This is a genomic window from Actinomyces respiraculi (assembly GCF_014595995.2).
Classification (GTDB): Bacteria; Actinomycetota; Actinomycetes; order Actinomycetales; family Actinomycetaceae; genus Actinomyces; species Actinomyces respiraculi.
This window is the reverse complement of record NZ_CP063989.1, coordinates 1,931,864-1,957,696: the sequence shown is the minus strand read 5'-3', so window position 1 is coordinate 1,957,696 and position 25,833 is coordinate 1,931,864. Positions and strand designations below refer to the sequence as shown.

The window sequence follows — 25,833 nt, the reverse complement described above, 5'->3', positions numbered from 1 at the left end:
GCCAGATGAGCAACGGCCGCATGTTCCTCGCCATGCTCCTGGGTGCCCTCATGCGCCGTCGGGGGCGTGCCGCCGCCGCCATCGGCTCCTCCGCCGTCGGCGCCGCCACCCTGTTCTGCCTCGCCGCCGTCTGCCTGGCCGTGCCTGCGCAGATGAGCGAGGAGATGCGCCAGTACGGCGCCAACGTCATCCTCGTGCCCGTCGCGGACACGAGCCCCACGGCCGAGGCGACCCAGGGCGCGCGCCTGGATGAGACCTCGCTCCAGGCCGCCCAGGACGTCCTTGGCTCCGTGGCGCAGGCCTCCTCGGGGGACGTGCGCAGCGCCGCCTACCGTTATGAGACCGTCCGGGTCAACAAGAGCGCCTACCTCATGGGCGGGATCGACGTCGAGGCCACCCGTGCGCTCAACGGCCACTGGGAGGTCGACGGCGCCTGGCCCGGCGACGGGGAGGTCCTCATTGGCACCGACGTCGCCAGCGCCACGGGCCTGGGCATCGGGGACATGGTCAACGTCGAGTACCTGTCCACCGACAACCTCACGCTTGGCTCTGTCGTCTCTTCCGACGGCGCCTCCCAGGCCCAGGGTGAGCGCCGTTGGCGCGTGGCGGGCACCGTCGACACCGGCGGGCGCGAGGACGACATCATCTACGCGCCGCTGGCGGCCCTGGAGGACCTCACCGGCACCGTCGGCGCCGGCTACGACGTCGTCGAGCTGTCCGTGGACACCACCACCGTTTCCGCCGCCCGGGCCGTGCAGGACCTCAACGACGCCGGCCTGACCGCCCAGGACGGCACCGGTCTGCGCGCCCAGGAGATCTCCAAGATCACCAGCGGCAACATGCGCATCATCGCCATGCTCAACACCCTGTTCTGGGTGGTGGCCGTCGTCGTCCTGGCCCTGACCCTCGTCGGCGTGTCCACGACGATGACCGTCATCGTCTCCGAGCGCAAGAAGGAGATCGGTCTGCGCAAGGCCCTGGGGGCCTCCGCCTTCTCCATCGGTGCCGAGTTCTACACCGAGGCCGCTGTCATGGGGCTCATCGGCGGCCTGCTGGGCACCGCCGTCGGGTACGCCATGGCCTGGGCGGTGGGCGCCGGCGTCTTCGAGCGCCCCATCGCCTTCTCCTGGTGGCTGGCCCTGTGCTCGCTGGCCCTGTCCGCCGCCGTCGCCGTCATCGCGGCGAGCTCACCGGTGCGCCGCGCCACCCGCATCGACCCCGCCGTCGTCCTCAGGGAGGAATGAGATGACTGACACCACCACCGAGCCTCAGGACCGGCCCCTGCTCCAGCTGCGGCACGTGTCCAAGATCTACGGGGACCTGCACGCCGTTGACGACGTCAGCCTCGACGTGCCGCGCGGCCAGTGGCTCTCCCTCGTCGGTTCCTCCGGCTCGGGTAAGACGACGCTCATGAACATCATCGGCTGCATGGACACCGCCTCGAAGGGCTCGGTGCTCCTCGACGGGCGCGAGCTCGGCCGCCTCAATGCCGCCCAGCTGACCGACATCCGCAAGAACGTCATCGGGCTCGTCTTCCAGCAGTTCCACCTCGTGCCGCACCTGACCGCCGTCGAGAACGTCATGGTCGCCCAGTACTACCACTCCATGACCGATGAGAAGGAGGCCATGGAGGCCCTGGACAAGGTCGGCCTGGCTGAGCGCGCCCACCACCTGCCCTCCCAGCTCTCCGGTGGTGAGCAGCAGCGCGTGTGCATCGCCCGCGCCCTCATCAACCACCCCGAGATCGTCCTGGCTGACGAGCCCACCGGCAACCTCGACGAGGCCAACGAGCAGCTGGTCCTCGACATCTTCCAGCGCCTGCACGCCCAAGGCACGACCCTCATCGTCGTCACCCACGACGCCCACGTCGCCTCCTGCGGTGAGCGCCAGGTCCTGCTCAACCACGGGCGCCTGGTGGGGGAGAAGATGAACGACGGCGCCGAGCGGCGACGCACACGCGACATGCTCGACTTCGCCGGTGCCGGTAAGGAGGAGACCGCATGAGCGCGCGTGCCGCCACGACCGTCACGGTTCTGCGCCCTGCGGGTGCCGCCGCCGGCGCCCTGCTCGCCGCCGGAACCCTCCTGGCCGGGTGCGCCGCCGGTGAGGAGGTCACCATCACCGGTGACGAGTACGCCGGGCGCGCCCAGACCCGTGAGGCCGCCGACCCCACCAGGACCCCGAGCCGGGCGCCCGAGCCCGCCGCAGCCCCCACCGGGGGGCCCTACGCCGACGGTGAGTACACCTCGACCCAGACCTACGGCGTCCTCGACAACCTCGTCGAGCAGGACTCCATTGACGTCACCGTCACCCTCGCCGACGGCGTGGTCAGCGAGGTTGAGGTTGTCGGCCACCCCTTCGCCGAGCGGTCGAAGGACTACATGCAGGACTTCGTCAACGAGATCGCCGGCGAGGTCGTGGGCCGCAGCGTTGAGCAGGCCCATGTCACCGCCCTGGCCGGGGCCTCCAAGACCTCCGACGCCTTCAACGAGGCCATTGACGCCATCGCCGCCCAGGCCGCCCAGGCGGCTGAGTCGGGCCAGGCGGCCGGGTCGGCTGAGACCACTGGGCAGACCACCTCCGGCTGACATCCTTGAGAGGATGCCCTCATGAAGGACTGGACCGGCGTCGAGGAGGCCTACCGGGTCTCCTTCGCCACCCTGTGCGCAGGAACCGTCACGATGATGGTGGACGCCGTGGCCGGTGCCGCCGGTCCACTGCTCGACGTCGGCTGCGGCACGGGTGAGCTCGCCGCCCAGGCACTGCGACGCGGCCACCGGGTCACGGCTCTCGACCCCGATCCGGCCATGGTGGCCATGACCCGCGAGCGGATCGGCGAGGACTCGCAGGCATGCCTGGACGTCGCCGCCCTGCCGGACCTGCCCTACCCGAATGGCGCGTACGGGGCCGTGTGCGCGAACTTCGTCATCAACCACGTGGAAGATCCGCGCGCCTGCGTGCGCGAGCTCGCCCGCGTCGCCGCCCCCGGCGCCCGGGTCGCCATGACGATCTGGCCCGCCGCGGGCGCCGGCTGGAACCCGCTGGTCGGCGGCGCCTTCACCGACGCGGGAGTGGTCCCAGTCGCGAGCACGCGCCTGCCCGAGCACCTGGACTTCCCCCGCACGCCCCAGGGGCTGGCGGCTCTGGCCACCGAGGCAGACCTCGAGGTCCTCACCGCCCAAGAGGTGACCTGGACCTGGTCGGTGAGCCCCGAGGACCTGTGGGCGGGGGTCGCCGGAGGGGTGGCGACGGTGGGGCAGACCTTCCTCGCCCAGGAGCCGCAGGTTCAGCGGGCTGCCGCCCGCCGCTACCGTGAGCGCGCAGCGGAGGCGGTGGCGCCCGACGGGCTGCTCCACCTGCCCAGCCGTGCCGTGCTCGTGCTCGCCTCCCAGTCCTGAAGGCACGGGGGCCGGCCGGGTGGTGCTCAGTGCCGTGGCCGGTGTCGGTAGGCTGGGGGCCATGCCCACTCACGCCCCCACAGACGCTGGGGTCCCCGCACCGGCCGTGCCCGCGCCGGTCGATGTCGCGCGCGTGCGCGACCGCGTGCGTGAGCAGGGCCTGAGGTTCTTCATCGACGACGAGGGCGACGTCGGCATCCCCTGGCGCTACGTCACCGTCCACGTCATCATCCAGGACACCCGCACGATCCAGCTGCGGGGCGTGTGGCACCGTATCGCGGACACCGAGCACCTGGTGGAGCTGCGCCGCCTCGTCGAGGAGTGGAACGCCACCCGCATCGGCCCCAAGGCCTACCTCACGGTGGCCGACGGCGGCGTCGTGCGCCTGCACGGTGAGATCACCTACCCCCTGGGCGCCGGCATGACGGACTCCCAGCTCGAGCAGTTCATCTTCATCAGCTGCCGCCTCATCGTCGCCCTCATGCGTGAGGCCGAGGAGACCTTCCCGGACCCGCTGCGAGGAGACCTCGAGCCGTGAGCAACCACCTGAGCGGCCGCCGCAGGAGCCTGCGCGGCCTCATCGCCCGCCTGCTGGGCGTGGCCACCACCCCGGGGCAGGCCGCCCCCACTGCCGAGGCCCCGCACGCCCCCGCTGCTCCGGGACCGCGCCCCGCCCCCGAAGCGCCCACCGGCGAGGCCACCAGCCCCCTGACCCTCGAGCGCATCGAGCGCATGATCACTGGGCCCATGGGTTACGGCGTCCGGCGCCACGAGGAGGAGGATCACGCCTGCCTGCTCGGCACCTGGGACGGCTTCCCCTTCGTCATCGAGGAGCCCGAGGAGCACCCCGGCTGGCTCCTGGTCTCCGGCGATGCCGAGGAGCCCGTGAGCCCCGGCGAGCGCGACGAGGTCGCCGCCAGCGTCAACGACTGGAACCGCGAGAAGTACTACCCGACCGTCTGCCTTGTCGAGACCCCCGTGGGCACGGTCGTGCGCGCCACCTACCTCGTGGACCTCACCAGCGGCGTCACCTCCGAGCAGCTGCGGCTGCACCTGGACACGGCGCTGTCCGCCTGCACCCAGGCGCTGTCCCACGTGGGACCGCTCCTGCCCGAGCTGTGAGCCGCGCCCCGCTGCGGGTGGCCGTCGTCGGTCCGACGGCGACCGGCAAGTCCGACCTCGCCCTCGACCTCATCGCCGCCCTGGGGGAGGCCCCTTCCAGCCCCGCCCCCGCCGAGGTACTCAACGCCGACGCCTCCCAGCTCTACCGCGGCATGGACATCGGTACCGCCAAGCTCAGCGTCACCGAGCGGCGCGGCATCCCACACCACCAGCTCGACGTGCTCTCCGTGCGCGACGAGGCGTCCGTCGCCGCCTACCAGGCCGCCGCCCGCAGTGACCTTGCGGCCATCGCCGCCCGGGGGGTGCGGGCCGTCATCGTGGGCGGCTCGGGCCTGTACGTGCGTGCCGTCACCGACGCCCTGGAGTTCCCGGGCACCGACCCCGCCGTGCGCGCCGCCCTCGAGGCCCGCGCCGAGGCAGAGGGGGGACGCCGCCTGTGGGAGGAGCTGCGTGAGGCCGACCCCGCCAGTGCCGAGCGCATCGAGGCCGCCAACACCCGCCGGGTCGTGCGCGCCCTGGAGGTGCAGGCCGTCACGGGCCGTCCCTTCTCCGCGACCCTGCCCCACTACGAGGACTTCGTGCCCACCGTCCACCTGGCGCTCAGGCCCGAGCGTCAGGCCCTCAACGCGCGCATCGACCAGCGGGCCCGGCGCATGTTCGCCGCCGGGCTGGTCGAGGAGACCGAGGCGCTGATCGCCCAGGGACTGCGTGAGGGCAGTACGGCGCCGCGCGCCATTGGCTACGCCCAGGCGCTGGCCGTCCTGGACGGCACGATGAGCGTGCCCGAGGCCGCCGAGGCCGCCGCCGCCGCGACCCGCAAGCTCGCCTCCCGCCAGGTCAAGTGGTTCCGCCGCGACCCGCGCGTCACCTGGCTCGACGTCGCCCTGACTCCCGACGGCGCCTGGCGCGAGGGCGAGCGAGAACGCGTCACCTCCCTGGCCGTGCGCCTCGTGCATGAGCGTGAGCAGGCTGACGCCCGGCCCCGGTCGGGCGGCACGGGCGTGCTCGCCTAGGCTGAGCCCCATGACTGAGACCCCGCCCGCCACCGGGCTCGACGGACGCGCGCTGCTCAAGGGGCACGCCCTTGAAAGCGACGTCTTGCTCCTCGTCGACCCGGAGCTCGAGGTCAGCCTTACGGCCGCCGACGTCGCCGCCGCCTGCGACCGCCGCACGGGCCTGGGTGCCGACGTCCTCGTGCGCGCGGCGCACACGAGCGCCCTCAGCGGCACGGGCGCGCTGCTGGCGGCCGCGCCCGGCGCCGAGTGGTTCCTCGACGCCTACGACCGCACCGGCACGCCGCTGGGCGCCGACGGTCTGGCCGCCGCCGTCATGGCCGAGGCGTTGCTCGCCGGGGGACTCATCGCCGACGACGCCCCCCTGACCATCGGCACCCGCGAGGGGGCCCGCACCCTGACCCGCACCGACGGCCTGTGGACCGTCGACATGGGGCCCGCGGCCCTCGTGAGGCCCGCCGACGCCCTCGCCGACGTCGACACCGAGGGCTGGGACACGGTGGTCGCCGTGCCCGGGCTTGAGGGGGAGCGCGCGGCCCTGAGCGTGAGCCTGTCTCAGGCGCAGCCCCACACCGTCGTCGCCCTCGCCGACGAGAGTGAGCTCGACGCCGCCCTGCTCGCCGAGACCCCCGACTGCGTCCCGGCCCCGCAGGCCCCCACCGCCCTCGATCTCGTTGTCCTCACCGACGACGGTGCTGACGGTGCCGGGGCGGCCCAGGCCCGCGCCCGCGTCCTGCTCCCCGGGGTGGGGGAGCGGCCCTCCAGCGCCGGCGGCTGCTGCGCCGTCGCCGTCGCCCTACACGAGTGGCTCGGACCGGATGCCCCCGAGCACTACGTCATCGAGGTGCCCGGGGGACGGGCGGGCGTGCACGTCGGAGCCGACCCGTGGGCCCCGCACGCCACCGTTCTGCTCATCGTCCAGGCGGTCCTCACCGGCCGCGCAACCCTGGGAGCCTGATCCGTGAGAGCCCCAACCCCCACTTCCGCCACGGCAGCCTCCGCCACGACGGCGGTGACCGTCCTGCGCGACCCTGTGACGACGGGACTCATGCTCTTCGCCCTCTTCTTCGGGGCCGGCAACCTCATCTTCCCGCCCGCACTCGGCGCCTCCTCCGGCGAGCACCTGCCCCTCGTGCTCACCGGGTTCATCGTCACCGGCGTGCTCCTGCCCCTGCTCGCCGTCATCGCCGTGTGCACCTCCGGTGAGGGCGTGCTCGGCCTGGCGCACCGCGTCGGCCCCCGCTTCGGCACGCTCATGCCGCTGGCCGTCTACCTGTCGATCGGCCCCCTCTACGGCGTGCCGCGCGTGGCCACCGTCTCCTACGAGCTCGCCACCCGCCCGATTCTCGGCCTCATCGGCATCGGACCGGGACGCTGGGCGCTGGCACTGCACAGCCTCGCCTTCTTCGCCCTGACCGTCTGGGTGGCCCTGAGCCCGGCCCGCCTCGCCGACCGGATCGGCAAGGTCCTGACCCCCGCCCTGCTCGGCCTGCTGACGGTGCTCTTCGCCGTCACCTTCCTGCCCGGGCACGCGAGCGGAGCGGGCACGGGACGCCAGGCCCTGGGCGAGTACGCCGCCGCGCCCCTGACGACGGGCCTGACCCGGGGCTACCTCACGATGGACGTGCTCGCCGCGACCGTCTTCGGCATCGTTGTCATCACCTCACTGCGTCAGCAGGGCCGCACCACCGTCGGACAGGTCGCCCGCTCGGCCACGCTCTCCGGCGTCGTCGCCGCCGTCCTGCTGGCCGCCGTGTACACCGGGCTGGCTCTCGTGGGCGCGCGCACGCCGGGACCCGACGCCTCCGACGGCACCGCCCTGCTGCGCACCGCCTCCGCCACAGGCCTGGGCAGCGTCGGCGTCGTCATCTTCGCCGGCATCGTCCTGCTCGCGTGCCTGACCACCTCGGTGGGCCTGCTGTCCTCCTGGGCCGGCTACGCCTCCACCGCCTGGCGAGCCAGCAGCTACCGCCCCCACCTGCTGGTCGCAGCCGCCGTCTCCCTCATGCTCGCCAACCTCGGCCTGAGCACGATCCTCGCAGTCATCTCGCCCCTGACCCTCCTGCTCTACCCGGTCACCATCACCCTGGTCGTGGTCACCCTCGTGGACGCGCTCGCCCCCGGGCACCTGCGCTCGGTCTACACCTGGCCCGTGGCCTGCGCCCTCGCCCTCGGCCTCGTCTCGGCCCTGTCCGAGGTCGGCTGGAGGGTGCCGAGCGAGCTGCTGAGCCACAGCGGAGTGTGGAACGACTCGACCGGCTGGATCCTGCCCACCCTCGCCGTCGGCCTGGTGGCCCTCGCCCAGGACGTCTACCGCGGCCGCTGGTCCACCCCCGCCAGCGACGACTCGGGCACCACCGCCCGGGTCGAGCGGATCGTGACCGGGCAGACCCAGCGCTGAGCCCGCCGACCAGGGGGAGGGACCGCATGACAAGGACGCCGCACCCGCACTCGGACTCACGCGAGGCGATGAGCCCCGAGCAGAAGGCCGTGCTCGCCGTCCTGCTCATCCCCGCCTTCGCCTCCCTGCTCTCCGTCTCCAGCGTCAACGTCCTGCTCACCGTCATCCAGGAGTCGCTGGGGGCCTCCGCCTCCGGCCTGCAGTGGGTCATCGCCGGCTACTCCCTCGTTTTCGGCGTCCTGCTCGTCGCCGCGGGGCGCGCCGGGGACGTGCTCGGACGCGCCCGGCTCTTCGTCATCGGCCTGACGCTGTTCGGCCTGGGCTCGCTTGGCTGCGCCCTGGCCGGCTCCATCAGCCTGCTCAACCTCTCGCGCGTCGTCATGGGGGTGGGCGCCGGCCTGTTCAACCCGCAGGTGACGGGCATGATCCAGCGGGTCTTCCCGGGCCCGATGCGCGGCAGGGCCTTCGGCTGGTTCGGGGCCGCCATCGGGGTCAGCATCGCGCTGGGTCCGGTGATGAGCGGGGTGCTGCTCCAGGTGCTGGGGGACGACGTCGGGTGGCGGGTGAGCTTCGCGGTCAACACGCCCATTGCGGCGGCCGGCGTCCTGGCCGCCTGGAAGGTCCTGCCCGCCAGCACGTGGCGGGGTGCGTCCACCCAGGAGGCACCGGGAGCTCCGGGCACACCGGGCCTACAGGGAACGGGCGCGCAGCCGGTCGGCGGAGGGCCCCTGCGCGCCGACGTCGACCCCGTCGGCATGCTCCTGCTGGCCACCTCCATGCTGCTGCTCATGCTGCCCTTCGTCAGCCTGGGGGCTGAGGCTTCCGGCCTGGCCAGCGCTCTCGGCGGCGTCGCCTGCCTGGGGGCCTGGACCGCCTGGGAGCGTTGGTACCTCGCGCGCGGGCGCGAGCCCATGGTGGACCTGCGCCTGTTCAGCCGACGCTCCTTCTCAGGCGGCTGCCTCGTCATCGCCGTCCACTTCTTCGGCACGACCTCCATCTGGATCGTCGTCGCTCAGTACATCCAGCAAGGCCTGGGACGCTCCGCACTCACCACCGGGATCGTGGGCCTGCCCTCCGCCCTCATCGGGGCGGTGCTCGCACCGGTCGTGGGACGCTACGTCCTGCGCGCGGGCAGAGCCATGGTCCTGACCGGCATCGGCGTGGTCATCGTCGGCCTCGCCGTGAGCGCGTGGGCCGTGGAGATACAGATCGACGACTCGCACGGCGTGTGGGTCCTGGCCCTGACCCTCACCCTGGTCGGCATCGGGCAGACACTCGTCGTCGGCCCGAACCAGACCCTCAGCCTCATGGACGTGCCCCTGCGCTACGCGGGCACCGCCGGTGGCGTGCTCCAGACGGGCCAGCGCCTGGGCACAGCCATGGGCGTGGCGGTCATCTCCTCCTTGGCCTTCACCGTGGCGGCCTCGTCAGGATGGGAGCGCGCGCTCATCATCAGCGTCCTGGCGATCATCGCCTCGCTGCTGGTCGCCGGAGCCGTCGCCGTCGTCGACATCGTGGGGGCCCGGCGCGAGACCCGCACCGACTGAGCGGGCGCGAGGCCCACCCCGGTGGGATCTGGCTCAGCGGCTCACACGCAGGACGCGGAAGCCCTTGGACGAGGCGTGCTTGTCCACCGCCCAGCCCTGCTCCACCAGCCATGTGGCCAGCGAGTCCGCCCCCAGGTTGCGTCCGACGACCAGCCATGCCTCACCCGTGTCCGTCAGCAGGGGCAGCCAGGTGAGCAGCAGCTCGTGCAGAGCCTTCTTGCCCACGCGCACCGGAGGGTTGGACCAGATGAGGTCCAGGCGCTCGCCCGTGTCGCGCAGCTGGCGGGCCAGTGCCTCGGCCTCAGCCACCCGCACCCGGGTGTGCCCGGCAGCGGCGGCATTGCGGGCCGTGAGGTCCAGGGCGCGCTCGTTGACATCCACGGCCAGCACGCTCGCCTCGGGCGAGGCGTCCGCCAGCGCGAGCGTCACCGGACCCCAGCCGCACCCCAGGTCGAGGAAGGTGCCCTGGGCGGGGGGCTGGGGCACGTGGTTGAGCAGCACCTGCGTGCCCTTGTCGAGCCGGTCTGAGGAGAACACCCCCGAGGCCGTCGTCACCTCGTGCTCGTGGCCACGGATCGTGAAGACGTGGGTGCGCTCGGCGGCCCCGGTGGCGGGGGAGGCGGTGAAGTAGTGCTCGCTCACGCCCTGAGCGTACCGGTGGGGGTGGGCGACCCCACCCGCTGACGCGGACACGGCCGGGCAGTAGCATCGGCACTCGGATGAAGAAGACCACCCAGAGCCCCGACAGCCCCGCCGCCCCAGCCACCGAGCCCTCCGCCGCCCCGACGGCCGAGGACATCGTCTCGCGGATCCTGTCGCGCCACGGCACCGCCCTGGCCTCCACCGCCGCCGAGCACGAGCGCCGCGACGCCGACGACGACGGCGCCTTTGAGCGTGAGGCCCGAGCCGGCACCCGCCGCGTCGCCTCCCTGTCCACCGAGCTCGAGGACGTCAGTGAGGTCGAGTACCGCCAGGTCCGCCTCGAGAAGGTCGTCCTCGTCGGCCTCGAGCTGCCCACCGCCCGTCCCTCCGCCGTCCCGGGCGCAGCACACGCCCTGGAGGCCGTTGACGCCCAGGACGTCGAGACGAGCCTGGCCGAGCTCGCCGCTCTGGCCGAGACCGCCGGCTCTGAGGTCATGGACGCCCTCATCCAGAAGCGCGACCACCCCGACCCCGCCACCTACCTCGGCAGCGGCAAGGCCCAGGAGCTGGCCGAGATGGTCGCCGCCGTCGGCGCGGACACCGTCATCGTCGACGGCGAGCTCGCCCCCTCCCAGCGCCGCGCCCTGGAGGACGTCGTCAAGGTCAAGGTCGTCGACCGCACCGCCGTCATCCTCGACATCTTCGCCCAGCACGCCAAGTCTCGTGAGGGCAAGGCCCAGGTCGAGCTCGCCCAGCTCGAGTACCTTCTGCCGCGCCTGCGCGGCTGGGGTGAGTCCATGTCCCGCCAGGCCGGTGGTCGCGTCGCCGCGGGTGCCGGTATCGGCTCGCGCGGCCCCGGCGAGACCAAGATCGAGCTCGACCGCCGCCGCATCCGCGACCGCATGGCCAAGCTCCGCCGTGAGATCAAGGCCATGGCCCCCTCCCGAGAGGTCAAGCGCGGCTCGCGCCGCCGCGGCCCCATTCCCTCGGTGGCCATCGCCGGCTACACGAACGCCGGCAAGTCCTCGCTCATGAACCGCCTGACCGACGCCGGCCTCATGGTCCAGGACGCCCTCTTCGCCACCCTCGACCCCACCGTGCGCCGCGCAGAGGCCGCCGACGGGCGCGTCTACACGCTCACCGACACCGTCGGCTTCGTGCGCAACCTGCCCCACGAGCTCATCGAGGCCTTCCGCTCCACCCTCGAGGAGGTCGCCGGCGCGGACGTGCTCGTCCACGTCGTCGACGCCGCCCACCCGGACCCGCTGAGCCAGATCGCGGCGGTGCGCGAGGTGCTCAAGGACATCCCCGGCGCCCTGGACGTGCCCGAGCTCATCGTTCTCAACAAGGCGGATCTCGCCGACGCCGTGACCCTGGCGGCCCTGCGCACCCGCCTGCCCCAGGCGGTCGTCGTCTCCGCCTACACCGGTGAGGGCATCGACGAGCTGCGTCAACGCATTGAGGACATGCTCCCGCACCCGGACGTCGCCGTCGACGTCGTCGTGCCCTACTCGCGCGGCGACCTCGTCTCGCGCGTGCACGCCGACGGCCAGATCGACACGATCGAGTACGTCGAGGACGGCACCCACCTGTGCGCCCTCGTGGACGCGCCCCTGGCCGCCGAGCTGCGTGACGCCGACGTACGTCCTGCCTCTGCCGGCTCCGGCTCCTGAGACCGGTGTGAGCAGCAGTACCGAGCCGGGTCAGAGCCCGGCCGAGGAGGCCCTCGACCTCGCCGTCACCCGCCTCGGGGGCAGTACCCGCCAGGGCCAGCGCGAGATGGTCCGGCGGGTGTCGGCGGCCGTGGCGGACTCCCACCACCTGCTCGTCCAGGCGGGCACCGGCACGGGCAAGTCACTGGGCTACCTCGTGCCCACCATGATGCACGCCGTCACCGCCGGTGAACGGGTCGTCGTGTCCACCGCCACCCTCGCCCTCCAGCGCCAGATCCTCACCAAGGACGCGCCCCTGGCGGCCGACGCCGTCGAGCAGGTCACCGGGCTGCGCCCCGAGTTGCGACTGCTCAAAGGCTGGCAGAACTACCTGTGCCGCCACCGGGTGGGTGGCGGCTACCCCGAGGACGAGGCCGACACGCTCTTCAGCGCCTCCCAGGCCACCACACGCCGCGTCGGCTCCGCCGCCACCACCGGCGTGGGTGAGCAGGTCGTGCGCCTGCGCGAGTGGGCCGGCCAGACGAGCACCGGTGACCGCGACGATCTCGTGCCGGGCGTGTCCGACCGTGCCTGGGCGCAGGTGTCCGTCTCGCGGGCCGAGTGCCTGGGCTCCTCCTGCCCCTTGGTCGATGAGTGCTTCCCCCAGCTGGCCCGCGCAGCCGCGGCTGAGGCCGACGTCGTCGTCACCAATCACGCGATGCTCGGCGTGGCCGCCTCCGGCAACCCGAATGTCCTGCCCGAGCACAGCGTCCTCGTCGTCGACGAGGCCCACGAGCTGGCCGACCGGGTGCGCGCCCAGGGCACGGTCGCCCTGTCCGCGGCCGCCGTCGCGCGCGTGGCCGCAACCGCACGCGCCCAGGCCGGGGTGCTCGTTGCCGACCTGGAGGAGGCGGGCCAGCACCTCCAGCTGGCCCTGGCCGACCTGCCCGACGGCCGCCTGGCCGAGGGTGTCCCACCCGGCCTGCGCGCCGCCCTCGCCGCGCTCGACGCCGCGGGCAGGCAGGTGCTCACCGACACCCGCGAGGCCGCCAAGGCCAAGGGGGCCGCTGAGGCCGGGGGAGTGGCCCTGGCCCGCACGGCCGTGGCGGACCTGGTCGAGGCGGTCGAGCGCATGACCTCAGACTCGGTGGACACGCGCCGTGACGTCGCCTGGGTCGAGCGGCCCCGGATGGGTGCCGAGCCGCCGCGCCTGACCCTGGCGCCGGTGGACGTCGCGGGATCGGTCGCCGACACGCTCCTGGCCGACCGGGCCGCCGTGCTCACCTCCGCCACCCTGTCCCTGGGCGGCAGCTTCGAACCCATGGCCCGCGCCCTGGGCCTGACCCTCGCGGACGAGCCCTGGGAGGGCCTCGACGTCGGCACCCCCTTCGACTACGCCCGCCAGGGCATTCTCTACACGCCCACCCACCTGCCCCGGCCGGGCAGCGGCATCAGCGAGGCCGCCCTCGACGAGGTTCTGGCCCTGACCGAGGCCAGCCGCGGCGGCATGCTCGGGCTGTTCTCCTCGCGCCGCGCCGCCGAGGAGGCGGCTGAGCTCCTGCGCCGGGCCACGGACCTGACCGTCTACGCCCAGGGCGACGACCAGCTGCCGACACTCGTCGAGGCCTTCGCCGCCGAGGAGGACGCCTGCCTGGTGGGCACACTGTCCCTGTGGCAGGGCGTGGACGTGCCCGGACGCACCTGTCGGCTCGTCATCATCGACCGCATCCCCTTCCCGAGGCCCGACGACCCCGTCGCCCAGGCCCGTTCCGAGGCGGTCGAGGCGGCCGGAGGCAACGGCTTCATGAGCGTGTCCGCCACCCACGCCGCCCTTCTGCTCGCCCAGGGGGCCGGGCGACTCGTGCGCCGCAGCGAGGACCGTGGCGTCGTGGCGATCCTCGACCCGAGGCTGTCGACCGCCAGGTACGGCACCCTCCTGGCCCGCTCGGTGCCGCCCCTGTGGCCCACGCGCGATCGTGGGGTCGTGCTCGGGGCCCTGGCGCGGCTGGCCGGGCAGGAATGAACAGAGATCTGTCATGACAGGGCCTGGCGGGGCGGGGCAGGGGGCGTAGCCTTGATACAGGCGGCGAACGCCTGCCGTTCCGAACGACCCCGGGAGGAAGAACGTCGTGTTCGAGTCCACCATCACCAACTCTGCTCAGGGCTCCTACCCGACCGGAGGGGGCGGACGCCCCTCGAAGGTCGCCATCATCGGCGCCGGCGCCGTCGGCTCCACCCTCGCCTACGCCTGCGTGACCAAGGGCGTCGCCCGTGAGATCGTCCTGCAGGACATCGCCAAGGACAAGGTCGAGGCCGAGGCCCTCGACATCGCCCAGGGCATCCAGTTCACCTCCGTCGGCTCCGTCTCCGGCTCCGACGACCCCGAGATCTGCCGTGACGCGGACGTCATCGCCGTCACCGCCGGGGCCAAGCAGAAGCCCGGCCAGTCCCGCCTCGATCTGGCCGGTGCGACGGTGGGCATCATGGAGAAGATCCTGCCCACGCTCGTCGAGGTCGCCCCCCGTGCGATCTTCGTGCTTGTGGCCAACCCGGTGGACGTCGTCACCTACTGCGCGAAGAAGATCACCGGCCTGCCCGACAACCAGATCTTCGGCTCCGGCACCGTCCTGGACACCGCCCGTATGCGCTACCTCGTCTCGCTGGAGACCGGGACCGCCACGCAGAACATCCATGGCTACATCGCCGGTGAGCACGGCGACTCCGAGGTGCCACTGTGGTCCTCCACCCAGATCGGTGGCGTGCCGATCACGCAGTGGGGCAAGACGCTCGACGGCGGCTACGTCGACCAGGAGAAGCGTGACCGCATCGCCCACGACGTCGTGCGCTCGGCCTACCGGATCATCGACGGCAAGGGGGCGACGAACTACGCCGTCGGTCTGGCCGTCTCGCGCATCATCGGCGCGGTCCTCAACGACGAGCAGAGGGTGCTGACGATCTCGCCGCTGCTGGACAACTGGCACGGGATCTCCGACGTGTGCATGGCGGTGCCCACCATCGTCGGGCGCGAGGGGGCCGGCAGGCGCCTGGAGCTGCCGCTGACGCTGGACGAGCGCGACGCACTCACCGCCTCCGCGACCCGTCTGCGTGAGGTTGCCCGCGGCCTGGGTTACTGATCGCGGCCCTGTTCCGACGGCGTGCGGCCCGTTCCCCGGACAGGGGGCGGGCCGCACGCCATGAGTATGGGCGGACGGGCCCGCCCGGCAGGTGCCCTGTAGCTGCTCTGTAACTGCCCTACAGCGCGCGCAGGACTGTGACGACCTTGCCCATGATCGTGGCCTGGTCGCCGGGGATCGGGGCGTAGTCGGGGTTGCGGGGCAGGAGCCACTGGTGGCCGTCGCGGCGAGAGAGTACCTTGACGGTGGCGCTGGCGCCGTCGACGTCCTCGACCATGGCGGCGACGATCTCGCCGTTGGAGGCGTCCGCCTGGGCGCGCACGACCACCCAGTCACCGTCGCAGATCGCGGCGTCGATCATCGAGTCGCCGTGCACCTGAAGCATGAAGAGCTCGCCATCGCCGGTCAGGCGCCGGGGCAGGGCCATGACGTCCTCGACCTCCTGCTCCGCCAGGATCGGGGAGCCTGCCGCGATACGGCCGACCAGCGGCACCGCCACCGCCTCGCCCTCGCCGACCCCGGGCAGTACCGGCAGCGCCGGCTGCTCAGTCTCCTCGGGCGGCGCCTGGCGGGAGGCCGGAGCGGTGACCCGCGCCCCGGACGGGGCGGGGGAGTTGTCGGCGGACGTGTCGGTGGGCGGCTCCTCGGGGACGATGACCTCCAGGGCACGGGGCAGCCGGGGGTCACGCCGCACGAGGCCGAGCCTGACGAGCTTGTCGAGCTGGTGCTTGACGGAGGAGGGGCTGGTCAAGCCCACCTGGGTGCCGATCTCGCGCATCGAGGGGGGATAGCCATGGGCGGTGACCGCCTCGCGCACGGCGTCGTAGACGGCGCGGGCGCGCGGGTCCAGGGAGTGCAGCGTCTCGTGCACGGGGTCGGCCTGCGCGTTGTGCCGGCTGCTGGTGCTCATACCTGTCCTCCTGTGGTGGTGTCGTCGGCCGTCTGACGCGGGACTGGGCGCGGCCCGGCGTTTCGAGCCGGAATTCGTGTCAGTGGCGCGTGGTGACCTCGACACATCAAGTCTACGGGGCCAGCGTCTCTCGTTCAAACATGTGTTCGATGAAACGCTGGACGTGTCGCCCGTGGGTTGTTATTGTATCGAACAGGTGTTCGTCGAACACGTGTTTCAGGAGGATCTCATGAGCGCTCTCGCCATCCCGCCCTCGCCCCGTCTGCGTGCCGTCTCGGCGGCTTCCGCGCAGGAGGCCGCGGCCGTACGTCTGACGGCCCTGCCCGGCGGTGAGACCTCTGCTGCGCAGGCCGCTGCCCCGCAGACCGCTGGGCCGGGGGAGACCGTGAGGCAGGTGCGCAGCGGGCGCCTGTATAGAGGGCATCTGCGCCTGGTCGTGCAGGAGAGCAGCGCTGCCGATGCCGACGGCGACCTTCGCGCCCTGCCCCTCGAGCTCACCCGTCGTCCCCGCCGGCCCGCAGTCGCGGGCCGCACGTCCCGTCTCAGCGCTGAGGAGCTGGCCCGCTCCACCCCGTCGCCCCGTGACGTGTCCGGGACGCGTCATGGTCTGGACGACCTTGCGCCTGCCCACCCCGCCGTGCGCGCGGCCCGGGCCCGCCGCGAGCAGGCCGCCGTCTCCCGGGGCGCCCGTGTCCAGCGGCAGCCGCGCCCCATGGCCGCCACGCGCCCGGAGGTTCCGGCAGCGCTGCGCCGCCTGGGTCTGGCGGTCGCCTGCGTGCTTGCCGTCGTCCTCATCGCCGCAGCAGCCGTCGTCGCCTCCGGTTTCAACGTCGCTCCCGAGCACACGGCGGTCACCACCGTCCAGCCGGGACAGTCCATCTGGGACCTGGCCGCCGCCACCGGCTCCTCCGACGTCGCTGAGACGGCCGCCCAGATCGTCGAGCTCAACAACCTCACGAGCTCCACCCTCCAGGCCGGTCAGACCCTCATCGTCCCCGCAGGCTGACGCCGGCCCCCTGCGCCGGGTCGGTTCCGCCTCCGGGCCACGGTCCCGGACGAGTCCCGGGAAGGGGCGCGGGAAGGGGCGCGGGCCGCAAGCGGCTTGCCACTGCCTGACGCGGGGCCCTACTCTCCGAACCATTGCAGCTGCTGTGATGATTCGGAGGTCCCCCGCGTGCACTGCCCGTTCTGCCGCAACGATGGCTCGCGCGTGGTCGACTCGCGCACCTCCGAGGACGGGCTATCCATCCGTCGACGCCGCGAGTGCCCCCAGTGCGGGCGCCGCTTCACCACCACCGAGACCGCCTCCCTGTCGGTGCGCAAGCGCTCGGGCGCCATTGAGCCCTTCTCGCGCGCCAAGGTCGTCGTCGGCGTGCGCCGCGCCTGCCAGGGCCGCCCCGTCTCCGACGACGACCTGGCCCTGCTTGCGCACAAGGTTGAGGAGGTCGTGCGCTCCACCGGCCAGGCCATCGTCGACTCCCACGAGATCGGCCTGGCGATCCTCAGGCCCCTCAGCGAGCTCGACGAGATCGCCTACCTGCGCTTCGCCTCCGTCTACTCCGGCTTCAACACCCTTGAGGACTTCGAGGCGGCCATCGCCGAGCTGCGTGAGCGCAACACCGGGCGAGCCGAGGCGCCTGCCGCGGCTGACGAGGGCTGAGGGCCTGACAGGTCCTTCAGCCTTTTCAGCGGGCGTTGATGGCTGAGACCAGGGACTCCACCAGGCTCGGCCACGTCCACTGCTCCTGCATCAGGCGCCTGCCGGCGCGCCCCATGCGCTCTCGCAGCACGGCGTCCGACAACTGGGTGACCAGAGCGTCGACGAGCGCGTCCTCGTCCAGACCGTCCACGACATTGCCCGTCACCCCCTCGACCACCGTCTCCGGCGCCCCGCCCGAGGTTCCAGCGATGACCGGTAGCCCACAGGCGGAGGCCTCGAGGAAGACGATTCCCAGCCCCTCGACGTCGAGCCCTCGTCCGCGTGTGCGGCAGGGCATCGCGAAGACGTCGCCCATCGCCACGTGGCCGGGCAGCTCCTCGGCGTCCACCGCACCGGTGAGGATGATCGAGTCGCGCACCGGGGAGGCGCGCTTGAGCAGCGCCAGGCGCTTGGCGTAGGAGCCCCAGCCGACGATGACGAGCTGGGCGTCCGGCACCTGCTCGACCACCTTGGGCCAGGCCTGGATGAGCGAGTCCTGGCCCTTGCGGACCACGAGTCGTGAGACGCACACGACCGTCGGCGACTCACCCAGGTGGTAGCGCTCGCGCAGGGCCCGCCGTGCCCGCGGGTCGGGGCGGAACCGCTCGACGTCGATGCCGCTGGGCAGGCGCAGCACCTGCTGGTCCGGGGCCATGAAGGGGCGCAGGCGGCCCAGTGTGTAGTCGGAGATGTAGGACACGACGTCGGCCTCGCTCAAGACCCGCTTGAGTGCCTGGCGTGAGCCGGGCAGCATCGACCAGCCGACCTCGTGGCCGTGGGTCGTCGCGATGACACGGCTGGCGCCGGCCCGGTGGGCGGCGCCACCGAGCAGCCCCAAGGGCGCGGCGGCGCCGAACCAGACCGTCTCAATGCGCTCGTCGTGGATGAGCCGGGTCATGCGCTTGCGCGTGTCGGGCGTGGGCAGCAGCACCTGCGTGGGTGCGCGGTGCACGGCGAAGGGCAGGGGGGCGTCGTGCTCGGCGGCGGCCTGGGCGCCGGCCGGGGGAGTGGAGGCCAGGACGACGAGGTCCTCGGCGGGCAGCCTCCGCGTGTAGTCGTCCAGGTAGGACTGGATGCCGCCCACGACGGGCGGGAAGTCGTTGGTGACGAGCAGGGTGCGGCGCATCAGCCCTCCTCGTTGGAGCGCAGGACCTCCGACAGGCGCCTGGCGGCGGCCATGACGACCGGGCCGTGGGTGCGGCCGGGCTGGCGGCCCATGCGGTCGATCGGTCCGGAGATGGAGATCGCGGCGATGACCTTGCCGCCGGCGCCGCGCACGGGGGCGGAGACGGAGGCGACGCCGGGCTCGCGCTCGCCCACGGACTGGGCCCAGCCGCGCCGTCGGACCGCCGAGAGCATGGTGGCGTTGAAACGGGCGCCCGCCAGGCCGCGGTGGAGGCGGTCGGGCTCCTCCCAGGCCAGGAGCACCTGGGCGCCGGAGCCGCCGAGCATGGACATGGTGGCGCCCACGGGGATGGAGTCGCGCAGGCCGATGGGGCGCTCGGCGTTGGCGACGCATACGCGCACGTCGCCCTGACGGCGGTAGAGCTGGGCGGACTCGTGGGTCTTGTCGCGCAGCGCGGCGAGCACGGGGCCCGCGGCGGCGAGCAGGTGGTCCTCGCCGGCGGCGGCGGCAAGCTCGTTGAGCCGCGGTCCCAGGACGAAGCGGCCCTGGGAGTCGCGCGAGACGAGGCGGTGGTACTCGAGGGCGACGGCGATGCGGTGTGCCGTGGGGCGTGCGAGGTGGGTGGAGGAGACCAGTTGGGCGAGTGTGGCCGGTCCTGCCTCGAGCGCGCTCATGACGAGGGCGGCCTTGTCGATGACGCCGACCCCGCTGCTGCTCTCGCTCTCACATGATGCGTCCATACTCTGATACTGCCATCCCGAGGGGTGAGACATCAAGTAGCGTCGGTCATGTTTTCCGACATCCGTTCATCTCAGGAGGCAAGAAGCGATGGGAATGACCCTCGCCGAGAAGGTGTGGCGCGACCACATCGTGTCTGCGGGCGTCGACGGCGCCCCCGACCTGCTCTACATCGACCTCCACCTCGTCCACGAGGTCACCAGCCCCCAGGCCTTCGAGGGCCTGCGCCTGGCCGGCCGGAAGGTCCGCCGCCCCGACCTCACCCTGGCCACCGAGGACCACAACACCCCGACGCTGGACATCGACCGCCCCATCGCGGACCCCACCAGCCGCACCCAGATCGAGACCCTGCGCGCCAACTGCGCCGAGTTCGGCGTGCGCCTGCACTCCCTGGGCGACGCCGATCAGGGCATCGTCCACCAGGTCGGCCCCCAGCTCGGCGTCACCCAGCCGGGCATGACCGTCGTCTGCGGCGACTCCCACACCTCCACGCACGGCGCCTTCGGTGCCCTGGCCTTCGGTATCGGCACCAGCCAGGTCGAGCACGTCCTGGCCACCCAGACCCTCCAGATGGCGCCCTTCAAGACCATGAGCGTGCGCATCGAGGGCGACCTGCCCGCCGGCAGCGGTGCCAAGGACATCATCCTGGCGATCATCGCCAAGATCGGCACCAACGGCGGCCAGGGTCACGTCATCGAGTACCGCGGCAAGGCCATCGAGCAGCTGTCGATGGAGGCCCGCATGACGATCTGCAACATGAGTATCGAGGGCGGCGCCCGCGCAGGCATGATCGCCCCCGACGAGACCACCTTCGCCTACCTCAAGGGCCGCCCCCACGCCCCCGAGGGCGAGGACTGGGACGCCGCCGTCGAGTACTGGCGCTCCCTGCGCACCGACGACGACGCCGTCTTCGACACCGAGGTCGTCCTCGAGGCCAAGGACATTGAGCCCTTCGTCACCTGGGGCACCAACCCCGGCCAGGGCCTGCCGATCTCCGCTGCCGTGCCCGACCCCGAGCAGATCGCCGACGCCACCGAGCGCCGGGCCGCCGAGCGCGCCATCGAGTACATGGACCTGCGCCCCGGCACCCCGCTGCGCGACATCCACGTCGACACCGTCTTCCTCGGCTCGTGCACCAACGGCCGCATCGAGGACCTGCGCGCCGCCGCCGACGTCCTGCGCGGACGCACCAAGGCTGAGGGTGTGCGCATGCTCGTCGTGCCCGCCTCCGCCCGCGTGCGCCTGCAGGCCGAGGCTGAGGGCCTCGACCAGGTCTTCAAGGACTTCGGCGCCGAGTGGCGAAACGCCGGCTGCTCCATGTGCCTGGGTATGAACCCGGACCAGCTGCAGCCCGGCGAGCGCTCCGCCTCCACCTCGAACCGCAACTTCGAGGGGCGCCAGGGCAAGGGGGGACGCACCCACCTCGTCTCGCCCGTCGTCGCCGCCGCCACCGCCGTGCGCGGCACCCTGTCCACCCCCGCGGACCTGCCGACCCTCGAGCCCGTCGCCTGAGCCGGACGAAGGAGACCCCATGGACACGTTCATCCGTCACACCGGCATCGGCGCCCCCCTGCGCCGCAGCGCCGTCGACACCGACCAGATCATCCCCGCCGTCTACCTCAAGCGCATCACCCGCACCGGTTTTGACGACGCCCTCTTCGCCGGCTGGCGCGCCTCCGAGGCCGACTTCATTCTCAACCAGGAGGCCTACGCGCGCGCCTCCGTGCTTGTCGCCGGCCCCGACTTCGGCACCGGCTCCTCGCGTGAGCACGCCGTGTGGGCCCTGAAGGACTATGGCTTCAAGGTGGTCCTCGCCCCGCGCTTCGCCGACATCTTCCGCGGCAACTCCGGCAAGCAGGGCCTGGTCACCGGTGTCATCAGCCAGGAGGACACCGAGCAGCTGTGGAAGATCCTCGAGACCGATCCGGGCAGCGAGATCACGGTGGACCTCGAGCAGCGCACCGTCGAGGCCGGCTCCTTCCGCACGACCTTCCAGATCGACGACTACGTGCGCTGGTGCCTCATGGAGGGGCTTGACGACATCTCCCTGACCCTCAAGCACGAGGATGAGATCTCCGCCTTTGAGGCCTCGCGCCCCGGCCACAAGCCGCGCACCCTGCCGGCGCGCACGCTGCCCAAGGAGGAGGTCGTCCCCGCCCGCAGCGAGGACATGCCCGTGGCCCTGGGCTACCCCTTCATCCGTCCCGCCCAGGACTGATCAGCACTGGTCAACACTGACTAGCCCTGACTAGCACTGAGTGCCACTGAGAACCGAGGAGCGCGCGCCACCCGGCGTCGGCCGACGGTTCCAGCGACAAAATAGTTTCGTTATTCTGTCGGAACTCTTGACGTAAAGAAGGTGCGGGATGTAGATTCCCTCCATGCCACCTTCCAAGGTTGTGAGGTCGGCCACCCGCCAGTTGCACCGGGATGCCGTGATTCGCGCCCTGCGCCTGCAGGGCGCGGCCTCACGCCGGGATCTGCAAGAGGCCACGGGGCTGTCAAGGTCGACGATCAGCTCGATCGTCAACGAGCTCATGGCCGAGGGAGAGGTTGAGCGCTGCTCGGCCGCTCGCACAGGCCGGGGTCGTCCGGTGGAGCTGATCCGCGTTGTCGAGGACGCACAGCGCACCTGGCTTGGTATCGAGTTCAGTCACGGCAGCGTGCACGTGGTGCTCGTGCAGGGGGACAACCAGGTACGTGCACAGGCGTGTCGCTCCTACACGGGAGAAACCACCTGGTCCGACCGCTTCGCGATCGCCTCTGAGGTGCTGGCCCGGGAGACGCCGTCAGAGGTCGCCGTCTCCGGCGTCGGGATCGGTTTCCCCTCATCCGCGGTCATGCGGGGCGAGGATCTCATCACGCGTGGCCAAGAGGGCGCGCTCGAACTGATCCGCGAGGTTGCCGCACAGGTGGGGCAGCGCTACCGCGCTGCGGTGTCCGTGGACAACAACGTCCGCCTCGCCGGCCTTGCGGAGATGCTCTGGCAGACGGAGGCCCAGCCGGAGAACCAGATCTATGCCAGGGTCTCGGACGGTATCGGTGGGGCCCTGGTGTGCAACGGCCAGCTTGTCACCGGTCAGTCCGGATTCGGCGGCGAGATCGGCCACCTGACGGTCGAGGCCGACGGCGTTAGGTGCCGGTGCGGCAAACGCGGTTGCCTGGAGACCGTGGCCTCGGCGAGCGCGATCATTCGACGCTGTCGCCAGGGCGGGGCGCAGGTCGCAGGCATTGAGGACGTCGCGCAGGCCTACCACCAGGGCCGGCGCGTGGCGGTCGAGGCCGTGACCGAGGCCGGCCAGGCCCTGGGCAAGGTACTGGGAAGAGTCTGTGTGCTGATCGACCCGGCACGCATTGTCCTCGCGGGCACCGTGGTGTCTGCCCTGCCCCACCTTGTTGACGTGGTGCGTGACCAGGTCGGGCTGGAGCTGCTCCCGGTCAACCAGGTCCTCCCGCGGACCGTGCACGCGCGCCTGGGCGAGGACGCCGGCGCGTTGGGAGCGGCGCTGATGGCGATGAGCGCCACCCGGCTGCGCTACCCCATCTTGATACCGGACAGGTCAGTGAACTGACCCGTGCCTCAACCAACCCGGAGGTAACATGACAACGACGTCATTACTGGCCCCTTTCACCAGACGCCCCCCACGTCGGCTCTCCGCCGATCAGCGCCAGGCCCTGCGCCGTCGACGCCAGATGTGGGCCCTCAACATCGTCTCGGTCGTGGGTGGTGTCGGGCTGTGGTGGGTGCTGTCAGTCAGCGGGTTCCGCCTGCCGACGCCGCCCGAGACGCTCCGCGCCTTCGCCCTCCTGTGGGAGGACGGAACGTTCCTGTCTGACCTGGGGGCCTCCCTGACCCGTGTCCTGACAGGATTCTCCTTGGGCACGCTGCTCGCGATCCCCGCCGGCTTCCTCATGGGCTGGTACTGGTTCGCCCGCGGGATGATCGAGCCCTGGGTGCAGTTCTTCCGTACCGTCCCTCCGCTGGCGATCATCCCGCTCGCCATCGTCCTCATGGGCATCGGGGAGCAGCCGAAGATCTTCGTCATCTTCCTGGCCGCCTTCCTGTCATGCGTCGTGTCGACCTACCAGGGCGTGATCAGCGTCGACAACACCCTCATCAACGCAGCCAGGGTGCTGGGCGCTGGAGACGGTCGCATCTTCCTCAAAGTGGTCGTGCCGGCCTCAACCCCATTCATCCTCGTCGGGATGCGAGTGGGCCTGGGCGCGGCCTGGGCGACCGTGGTTGCTGCCGAGCTCATCGCTGCCCAGCAAGGACTGGGGTACCGGATGCAGCAGGCGCAGGTGTACTACGACCTGCCGACGATCTTCGTCTCGCTGGTCGCCATCGGGGTGCTTGGTCTGGTCATGGACCGCACCCTCCTTCTGATCGAGCACAAGCTCACCGGCTGGCAGGAGCGTCGTTGATGAAGACAGAGCAGGCTCACACGAGCGTCAGCCAGGACGTGAGCGCCGCCAAGATCCAGGTCGAGCAGGTTCGCAAGACCTTTGACATCGGTGGGGCCGAGCCCTTCGTCGCCCTTGACGGAGTGGACCTGTGCGTGAGCGAGAACGAGTTCGTCACGGTGGTCGGTCCCTCGGGATGCGGCAAGTCCACCCTCATGAACATCCTTGTCGGCCTTGACCGTCCCACCTCGGGGCGGGCGCTGGTCGATGGCCGTCAGGTGCGCGGGCCCGGACCAGAGCGGGGAATGATCTTTCAGCAGTACGCCCTCTTCCCCTGGCTGACGGTCCGCAAGAATGTCGAGTTCGGCCTGAAGAACACGGTGAAGGACAAGGCGGAGCGCCGCCGCATCGCCGAGCACTTCATCGACCTGGTCGGGCTCGGGCAGTTCGCGGACGCACTTCCCAAGATGCTGTCCGGCGGTATGAAGCAGCGCTGTGCCATCGCCCGCGCCTACGCGGTCAACCCCTCGATCCTGCTCATGGACGAGCCATTCGGGGCGCTCGACGCGTTGACCCGGGTACGTCTGCAGGAGCAGCTGCTGGAGACCTGGAGCCAGGACCGGCGCACCGTCGTGTTCATCACCCACGACGTCGATGAGGCGGTCTTCCTGGCGAACCGGGTGGTTGTGATGGCGGCCCGTCCCGGACGGATCCAGCAGATCATCAACGTCGATCTTCCCTACCCACGCAATGACGAGGTGCGCATGTCACCGCAGTTCGCGGCCTTGCGCAACCAGGTGTGGCACGCCGTCTACCACCAGGACTGAAGGCCGGCCACACCCTCATAACCACACCGCCACCTCACAACCACACCACCCACCCACTCGAACAACCGAAGGAATCCCTCATGTCAACGACGACATTCTCCCGCAGACACGCCCTCGGCCTGGCAGCCCTGGTCACAGGTGCCACGACAATCGCCGCGTGCGGCGAGGACGAGGACGTCCAATCCGCCGCCGGCACTGAGGCCACCAAGATCAAGGTCGGCTACATCGCCGACTACAACGGCGCCTCCCTCATGGCCATCGCCAACGACCAGGACCTGTGGAGCACGCACGGGCTGGAGGCCGAGCTGTCCACCTTCACCAACGGGCCCCTGCAGATCCAGGCGCTGGGGACGAAGGACCTGGACTTCGGCTACATCGGCTCGGGGGCGATGTGGCTGCCGGCCTCCGGCAAGGCGATGGTCCTCAGCCTCAACTCGACATCCAACGCCGACCGCGTCATCGCACAGCCCGGCATCACCTCGATCAAGGACCTCGCGGGCAAGAAGGTCGGTGTCCCTGAGGGTACGAGTGGCGACCTGATTCTCCAGCTCGCACTGGAGAAGGGGGGTATGACCCTGGACGACATCGAGAAGGTCGCCATGGACCCGACCACCGTCGTCTCAGCCTTCTCAGCCGGGCAGATCGACGCCGCCGGGATCTGGTACCCGCTGCTGGGCACGATCAAGGAGCAGGTGCCCGACCTCGTCGAGCTGGCCAAGGACGAGGACTTCAAGGACACGATGGCCTTCCCCTCCGCCTCCGTCATGCGTACCGACATCGACGATGACACGGCGCTGAAGATGGCAAAGGTGCTGCGTGAGGCTATTGATTTCCGTGCGCGCAACCAGGACAAGACCATTGAGCTCACCGCGGCGCTGATCAAGGCGGACCCGGCCACGCTCAAGTCGGACGCCGACTACGCCAACTACTACGACTCCGCACAGTTGCAGGAGCTGACTGACGACGGCACTATCGTCACCTGGCTCAACGCGCTGGCAGAGTTCTATGTCAAGGCGGAGAAGCTGACGGATCCCGCGGACGCCTCGCAGTGGTACGCCTCGGAGTTCTTCACCCAGGCCGGCGAGGGCGGCACGAAGTAGCCCTGTGCCCGCTGCCGGCCGGAGATCGCGCTGCCGCGACCTCCGGCCGGCTCCGATGGCGTGCGCGCCACGATCCTTAGGCGCGCCGCCAGTGATCTTCAACGTTTCGTGATGATGGAT

General features: G+C 71.4%; 25 protein-coding genes and 1 pseudogene. 22 read left to right on the top strand and 4 right to left on the bottom strand.

What is annotated here, in order from left to right:
* Window positions 1–5 precede the first annotated feature (5 nt).
* The 10 genes from ID810_RS08145 (at window position 6) to ID810_RS08100 (ending at window position 9,481) form a co-directional block, all read left to right on the top strand.
* Entirely contained in the window at window positions 6–1,244 is a 1,239-nt protein-coding gene (locus tag ID810_RS08145) for an ABC transporter permease (protein WP_166856801.1), read from the top strand.
* A 1-nt stretch (window position 1,245) separates the two neighbouring features.
* Entirely contained in the window at window positions 1,246–2,004 is a 759-nt protein-coding gene (locus ID810_RS08140; protein WP_166856803.1) for an ABC transporter ATP-binding protein, read from the top strand.
* Window positions 2,001–2,588, top strand: coding sequence for an FMN-binding protein (locus ID810_RS08135; RefSeq protein ID WP_188232599.1), 588 nt, complete (start codon window positions 2,001–2,003; stop codon window positions 2,586–2,588). Before ID810_RS08140 ends, ID810_RS08135 begins: the two co-directional genes overlap by 4 nt.
* Before the next feature lie 21 nt (window positions 2,589–2,609).
* Window positions 2,610–3,398 (top strand): class I SAM-dependent methyltransferase, encoded by a 789-nt coding sequence (locus tag ID810_RS08130; protein ID WP_166856805.1) that lies wholly within the window; start codon window positions 2,610–2,612, stop codon window positions 3,396–3,398.
* 61 nt (window positions 3,399–3,459) lie between these two features.
* The gene (locus tag ID810_RS08125; protein WP_166856807.1) at window positions 3,460–3,936 is read left to right on the top strand and encodes a YbjN domain-containing protein; all 477 of its coding nucleotides are present in this window, start codon (window positions 3,460–3,462) and stop codon (window positions 3,934–3,936) included.
* Window positions 3,933–4,520 carry a type III secretion system chaperone family protein gene (locus ID810_RS08120; protein ID WP_166856809.1) on the top strand — a complete coding sequence of 196 codons (588 nt, stop codon included), beginning with the start codon at window positions 3,933–3,935 and terminating at the stop codon, window positions 4,518–4,520. The genes ID810_RS08125 and ID810_RS08120 overlap by 4 nt, the downstream gene beginning before the upstream one ends.
* A complete protein-coding gene (gene miaA, locus ID810_RS08115; protein WP_166856811.1) occupies window positions 4,517–5,533 on the top strand; it encodes a tRNA (adenosine(37)-N6)-dimethylallyltransferase MiaA in 1,017 nt (338 codons plus the stop codon). The genes ID810_RS08120 and miaA overlap by 4 nt, the downstream gene beginning before the upstream one ends.
* Before the next feature lie 10 nt (window positions 5,534–5,543).
* On the top strand, window positions 5,544–6,491 hold the full coding sequence (locus tag ID810_RS08110; RefSeq protein WP_166856813.1) for a diaminopimelate epimerase: 948 nt from the start codon (window positions 5,544–5,546) through the stop codon (window positions 6,489–6,491).
* A 54-nt stretch (window positions 6,492–6,545) separates the two neighbouring features.
* Window positions 6,546–7,934, top strand: a complete 1,389-nt coding sequence (brnQ, locus tag ID810_RS08105) for a branched-chain amino acid transport system II carrier protein (protein ID WP_279586940.1) — start codon at window positions 6,546–6,548, stop codon at window positions 7,932–7,934.
* A 26-nt stretch (window positions 7,935–7,960) separates the two neighbouring features.
* Complete coding sequence (locus ID810_RS08100; RefSeq protein WP_243856625.1) at window positions 7,961–9,481, top strand: MFS transporter; 1,521 nt, start codon at window positions 7,961–7,963, stop codon at window positions 9,479–9,481.
* A gap of 33 nt (window positions 9,482–9,514) precedes the next feature.
* On the opposite strand, the gene ID810_RS08095 is transcribed toward ID810_RS08100, so the two are convergent.
* A complete protein-coding gene (locus ID810_RS08095; RefSeq protein WP_166856815.1) occupies window positions 9,515–10,123 on the bottom strand; it encodes a class I SAM-dependent methyltransferase in 609 nt (202 codons plus the stop codon).
* A 77-nt stretch (window positions 10,124–10,200) separates the two neighbouring features.
* On the opposite strand from ID810_RS08095, the gene hflX reads away from it, so the two are divergent.
* The 3 genes from hflX (at window position 10,201) to ID810_RS08080 (ending at window position 14,909) form a co-directional block, all read left to right on the top strand.
* Window positions 10,201–11,796: a GTPase HflX gene (hflX, locus tag ID810_RS08090; protein ID WP_166856817.1), complete on the top strand. Its 1,596-nt coding sequence runs from the start codon at window positions 10,201–10,203 to the stop codon at window positions 11,794–11,796.
* A 7-nt stretch (window positions 11,797–11,803) separates the two neighbouring features.
* Complete coding sequence (locus ID810_RS08085; RefSeq protein WP_483396376.1) at window positions 11,804–13,798, top strand: ATP-dependent DNA helicase; 1,995 nt, start codon at window positions 11,804–11,806, stop codon at window positions 13,796–13,798.
* A 106-nt stretch (window positions 13,799–13,904) separates the two neighbouring features.
* Window positions 13,905–14,909, top strand: a complete 1,005-nt coding sequence (locus ID810_RS08080; protein ID WP_166856820.1) for an L-lactate dehydrogenase — start codon at window positions 13,905–13,907, stop codon at window positions 14,907–14,909.
* Window positions 14,910–15,027: 118 nt separating this feature from the next.
* Here the strand turns inward: ID810_RS08080 and lexA are convergent, their stop codons facing one another.
* A complete protein-coding gene (gene lexA / locus ID810_RS08075) occupies window positions 15,028–15,819 on the bottom strand; it encodes a transcriptional repressor LexA (RefSeq protein ID WP_166856821.1) in 792 nt (263 codons plus the stop codon).
* Window positions 15,820–16,048: 229 nt separating this feature from the next.
* Here lexA and ID810_RS12485 point away from each other — a divergent pair, with 229 nt between their 5' ends.
* Both ID810_RS12485 and nrdR read left to right on the top strand, forming a co-directional pair.
* Window positions 16,049–16,825, top strand: a complete 777-nt coding sequence (locus ID810_RS12485) for a LysM peptidoglycan-binding domain-containing protein (RefSeq protein ID WP_243856627.1) — start codon at window positions 16,049–16,051, stop codon at window positions 16,823–16,825.
* Window positions 16,826–16,993: 168 nt separating this feature from the next.
* Window positions 16,994–17,479 carry a transcriptional regulator NrdR gene (gene nrdR, locus ID810_RS08065; RefSeq protein WP_166856822.1) on the top strand — a complete coding sequence of 162 codons (486 nt, stop codon included), beginning with the start codon at window positions 16,994–16,996 and terminating at the stop codon, window positions 17,477–17,479.
* A gap of 25 nt (window positions 17,480–17,504) precedes the next feature.
* Here the strand turns inward: nrdR and ID810_RS08060 are convergent, their stop codons facing one another.
* The gene (locus ID810_RS08060; protein ID WP_166856823.1) at window positions 17,505–18,644 is read right to left on the bottom strand and encodes a glycosyltransferase family 4 protein; all 1,140 of its coding nucleotides are present in this window, start codon (window positions 18,642–18,644) and stop codon (window positions 17,505–17,507) included.
* Complete coding sequence (locus tag ID810_RS08055; protein WP_166856825.1) at window positions 18,644–19,384, bottom strand: IclR family transcriptional regulator; 741 nt, start codon at window positions 19,382–19,384, stop codon at window positions 18,644–18,646. Before ID810_RS08055 ends, ID810_RS08060 begins: the two co-directional genes overlap by 1 nt.
* A gap of 88 nt (window positions 19,385–19,472) precedes the next feature.
* Here ID810_RS08055 and leuC point away from each other — a divergent pair, with 88 nt between their 5' ends.
* The 7 genes and pseudogenes from leuC (at window position 19,473) to ID810_RS08025 (ending at window position 25,713) form a co-directional block, all read left to right on the top strand.
* Window positions 19,473–20,894 (top strand): 3-isopropylmalate dehydratase large subunit, encoded by a 1,422-nt coding sequence (gene leuC / locus ID810_RS08050; RefSeq protein ID WP_166856827.1) that lies wholly within the window; start codon window positions 19,473–19,475, stop codon window positions 20,892–20,894.
* A gap of 19 nt (window positions 20,895–20,913) precedes the next feature.
* A complete protein-coding gene (gene leuD, locus ID810_RS08045) occupies window positions 20,914–21,600 on the top strand; it encodes a 3-isopropylmalate dehydratase small subunit (RefSeq protein WP_166856829.1) in 687 nt (228 codons plus the stop codon).
* A gap of 163 nt (window positions 21,601–21,763) precedes the next feature.
* A pseudogene (locus ID810_RS12840) lies at window positions 21,764–21,955 on the top strand (MarR family transcriptional regulator); the annotation flags it as partial.
* A gap of 21 nt (window positions 21,956–21,976) precedes the next feature.
* Window positions 21,977–22,954 carry an ROK family protein gene (locus tag ID810_RS08040; protein WP_235931512.1) on the top strand — a complete coding sequence of 326 codons (978 nt, stop codon included), beginning with the start codon at window positions 21,977–21,979 and terminating at the stop codon, window positions 22,952–22,954.
* A gap of 28 nt (window positions 22,955–22,982) precedes the next feature.
* Complete coding sequence (locus ID810_RS08035; protein ID WP_188232600.1) at window positions 22,983–23,807, top strand: ABC transporter permease; 825 nt, start codon at window positions 22,983–22,985, stop codon at window positions 23,805–23,807.
* Complete coding sequence (locus tag ID810_RS08030) at window positions 23,807–24,613, top strand: ABC transporter ATP-binding protein (protein ID WP_166856833.1); 807 nt, start codon at window positions 23,807–23,809, stop codon at window positions 24,611–24,613. Before ID810_RS08035 ends, ID810_RS08030 begins: the two co-directional genes overlap by 1 nt.
* A gap of 80 nt (window positions 24,614–24,693) precedes the next feature.
* Window positions 24,694–25,713 (top strand): aliphatic sulfonate ABC transporter substrate-binding protein, encoded by a 1,020-nt coding sequence (locus tag ID810_RS08025; RefSeq protein WP_166856835.1) that lies wholly within the window; start codon window positions 24,694–24,696, stop codon window positions 25,711–25,713.
* The last annotated feature ends 120 nt before the right edge of the window (window positions 25,714–25,833 follow it).

Excerpts from the sequence above, each read along its gene's own strand:
- hflX (WP_166856817.1), top strand. The coding sequence starts at position 10,201 with ATGAAGAAGACCACCCAGAGCCCCGACAGCCCCGCCGCCCCAGCCACC.
- ID810_RS08140 (WP_166856803.1), top strand. The coding sequence starts at position 1,246 with ATGACTGACACCACCACCGAGCCTCAGGACCGGCCCCTGCTCCAGCTG.
- ID810_RS08025 (WP_166856835.1), top strand. The coding sequence starts at position 24,694 with ATGTCAACGACGACATTCTCCCGCAGACACGCCCTCGGCCTGGCAGCC.
- ID810_RS08035 (WP_188232600.1), top strand. The coding sequence starts at position 22,983 with ATGACAACGACGTCATTACTGGCCCCTTTCACCAGACGCCCCCCACGT.
- ID810_RS08030 (WP_166856833.1), top strand. The coding sequence starts at position 23,807 with ATGAAGACAGAGCAGGCTCACACGAGCGTCAGCCAGGACGTGAGCGCC.
- ID810_RS08100 (WP_243856625.1), top strand. The coding sequence starts at position 7,961 with ATGACAAGGACGCCGCACCCGCACTCGGACTCACGCGAGGCGATGAGC.
- ID810_RS08110 (WP_166856813.1), top strand. The coding sequence starts at position 5,544 with ATGACTGAGACCCCGCCCGCCACCGGGCTCGACGGACGCGCGCTGCTC.
- lexA (WP_166856821.1), bottom strand. The coding sequence starts at position 15,819 with ATGAGCACCAGCAGCCGGCACAACGCGCAGGCCGACCCCGTGCACGAG.
- ID810_RS08135 (WP_188232599.1), top strand. The coding sequence starts at position 2,001 with ATGAGCGCGCGTGCCGCCACGACCGTCACGGTTCTGCGCCCTGCGGGT.
- leuD (WP_166856829.1), top strand. The coding sequence starts at position 20,914 with ATGGACACGTTCATCCGTCACACCGGCATCGGCGCCCCCCTGCGCCGC.
- ID810_RS08055 (WP_166856825.1), bottom strand. The coding sequence starts at position 19,384 with ATGGACGCATCATGTGAGAGCGAGAGCAGCAGCGGGGTCGGCGTCATC.
- ID810_RS08060 (WP_166856823.1), bottom strand. The coding sequence starts at position 18,644 with ATGCGCCGCACCCTGCTCGTCACCAACGACTTCCCGCCCGTCGTGGGC.
- ID810_RS08130 (WP_166856805.1), top strand. The coding sequence starts at position 2,610 with ATGAAGGACTGGACCGGCGTCGAGGAGGCCTACCGGGTCTCCTTCGCC.
- leuC (WP_166856827.1), top strand. The coding sequence starts at position 19,473 with ATGGGAATGACCCTCGCCGAGAAGGTGTGGCGCGACCACATCGTGTCT.
- ID810_RS12485 (WP_243856627.1), top strand. The coding sequence starts at position 16,049 with ATGAGCGCTCTCGCCATCCCGCCCTCGCCCCGTCTGCGTGCCGTCTCG.
- ID810_RS08145 (WP_166856801.1), top strand. The coding sequence starts at position 6 with ATGAGCAACGGCCGCATGTTCCTCGCCATGCTCCTGGGTGCCCTCATG.
- ID810_RS08125 (WP_166856807.1), top strand. The coding sequence starts at position 3,460 with ATGCCCACTCACGCCCCCACAGACGCTGGGGTCCCCGCACCGGCCGTG.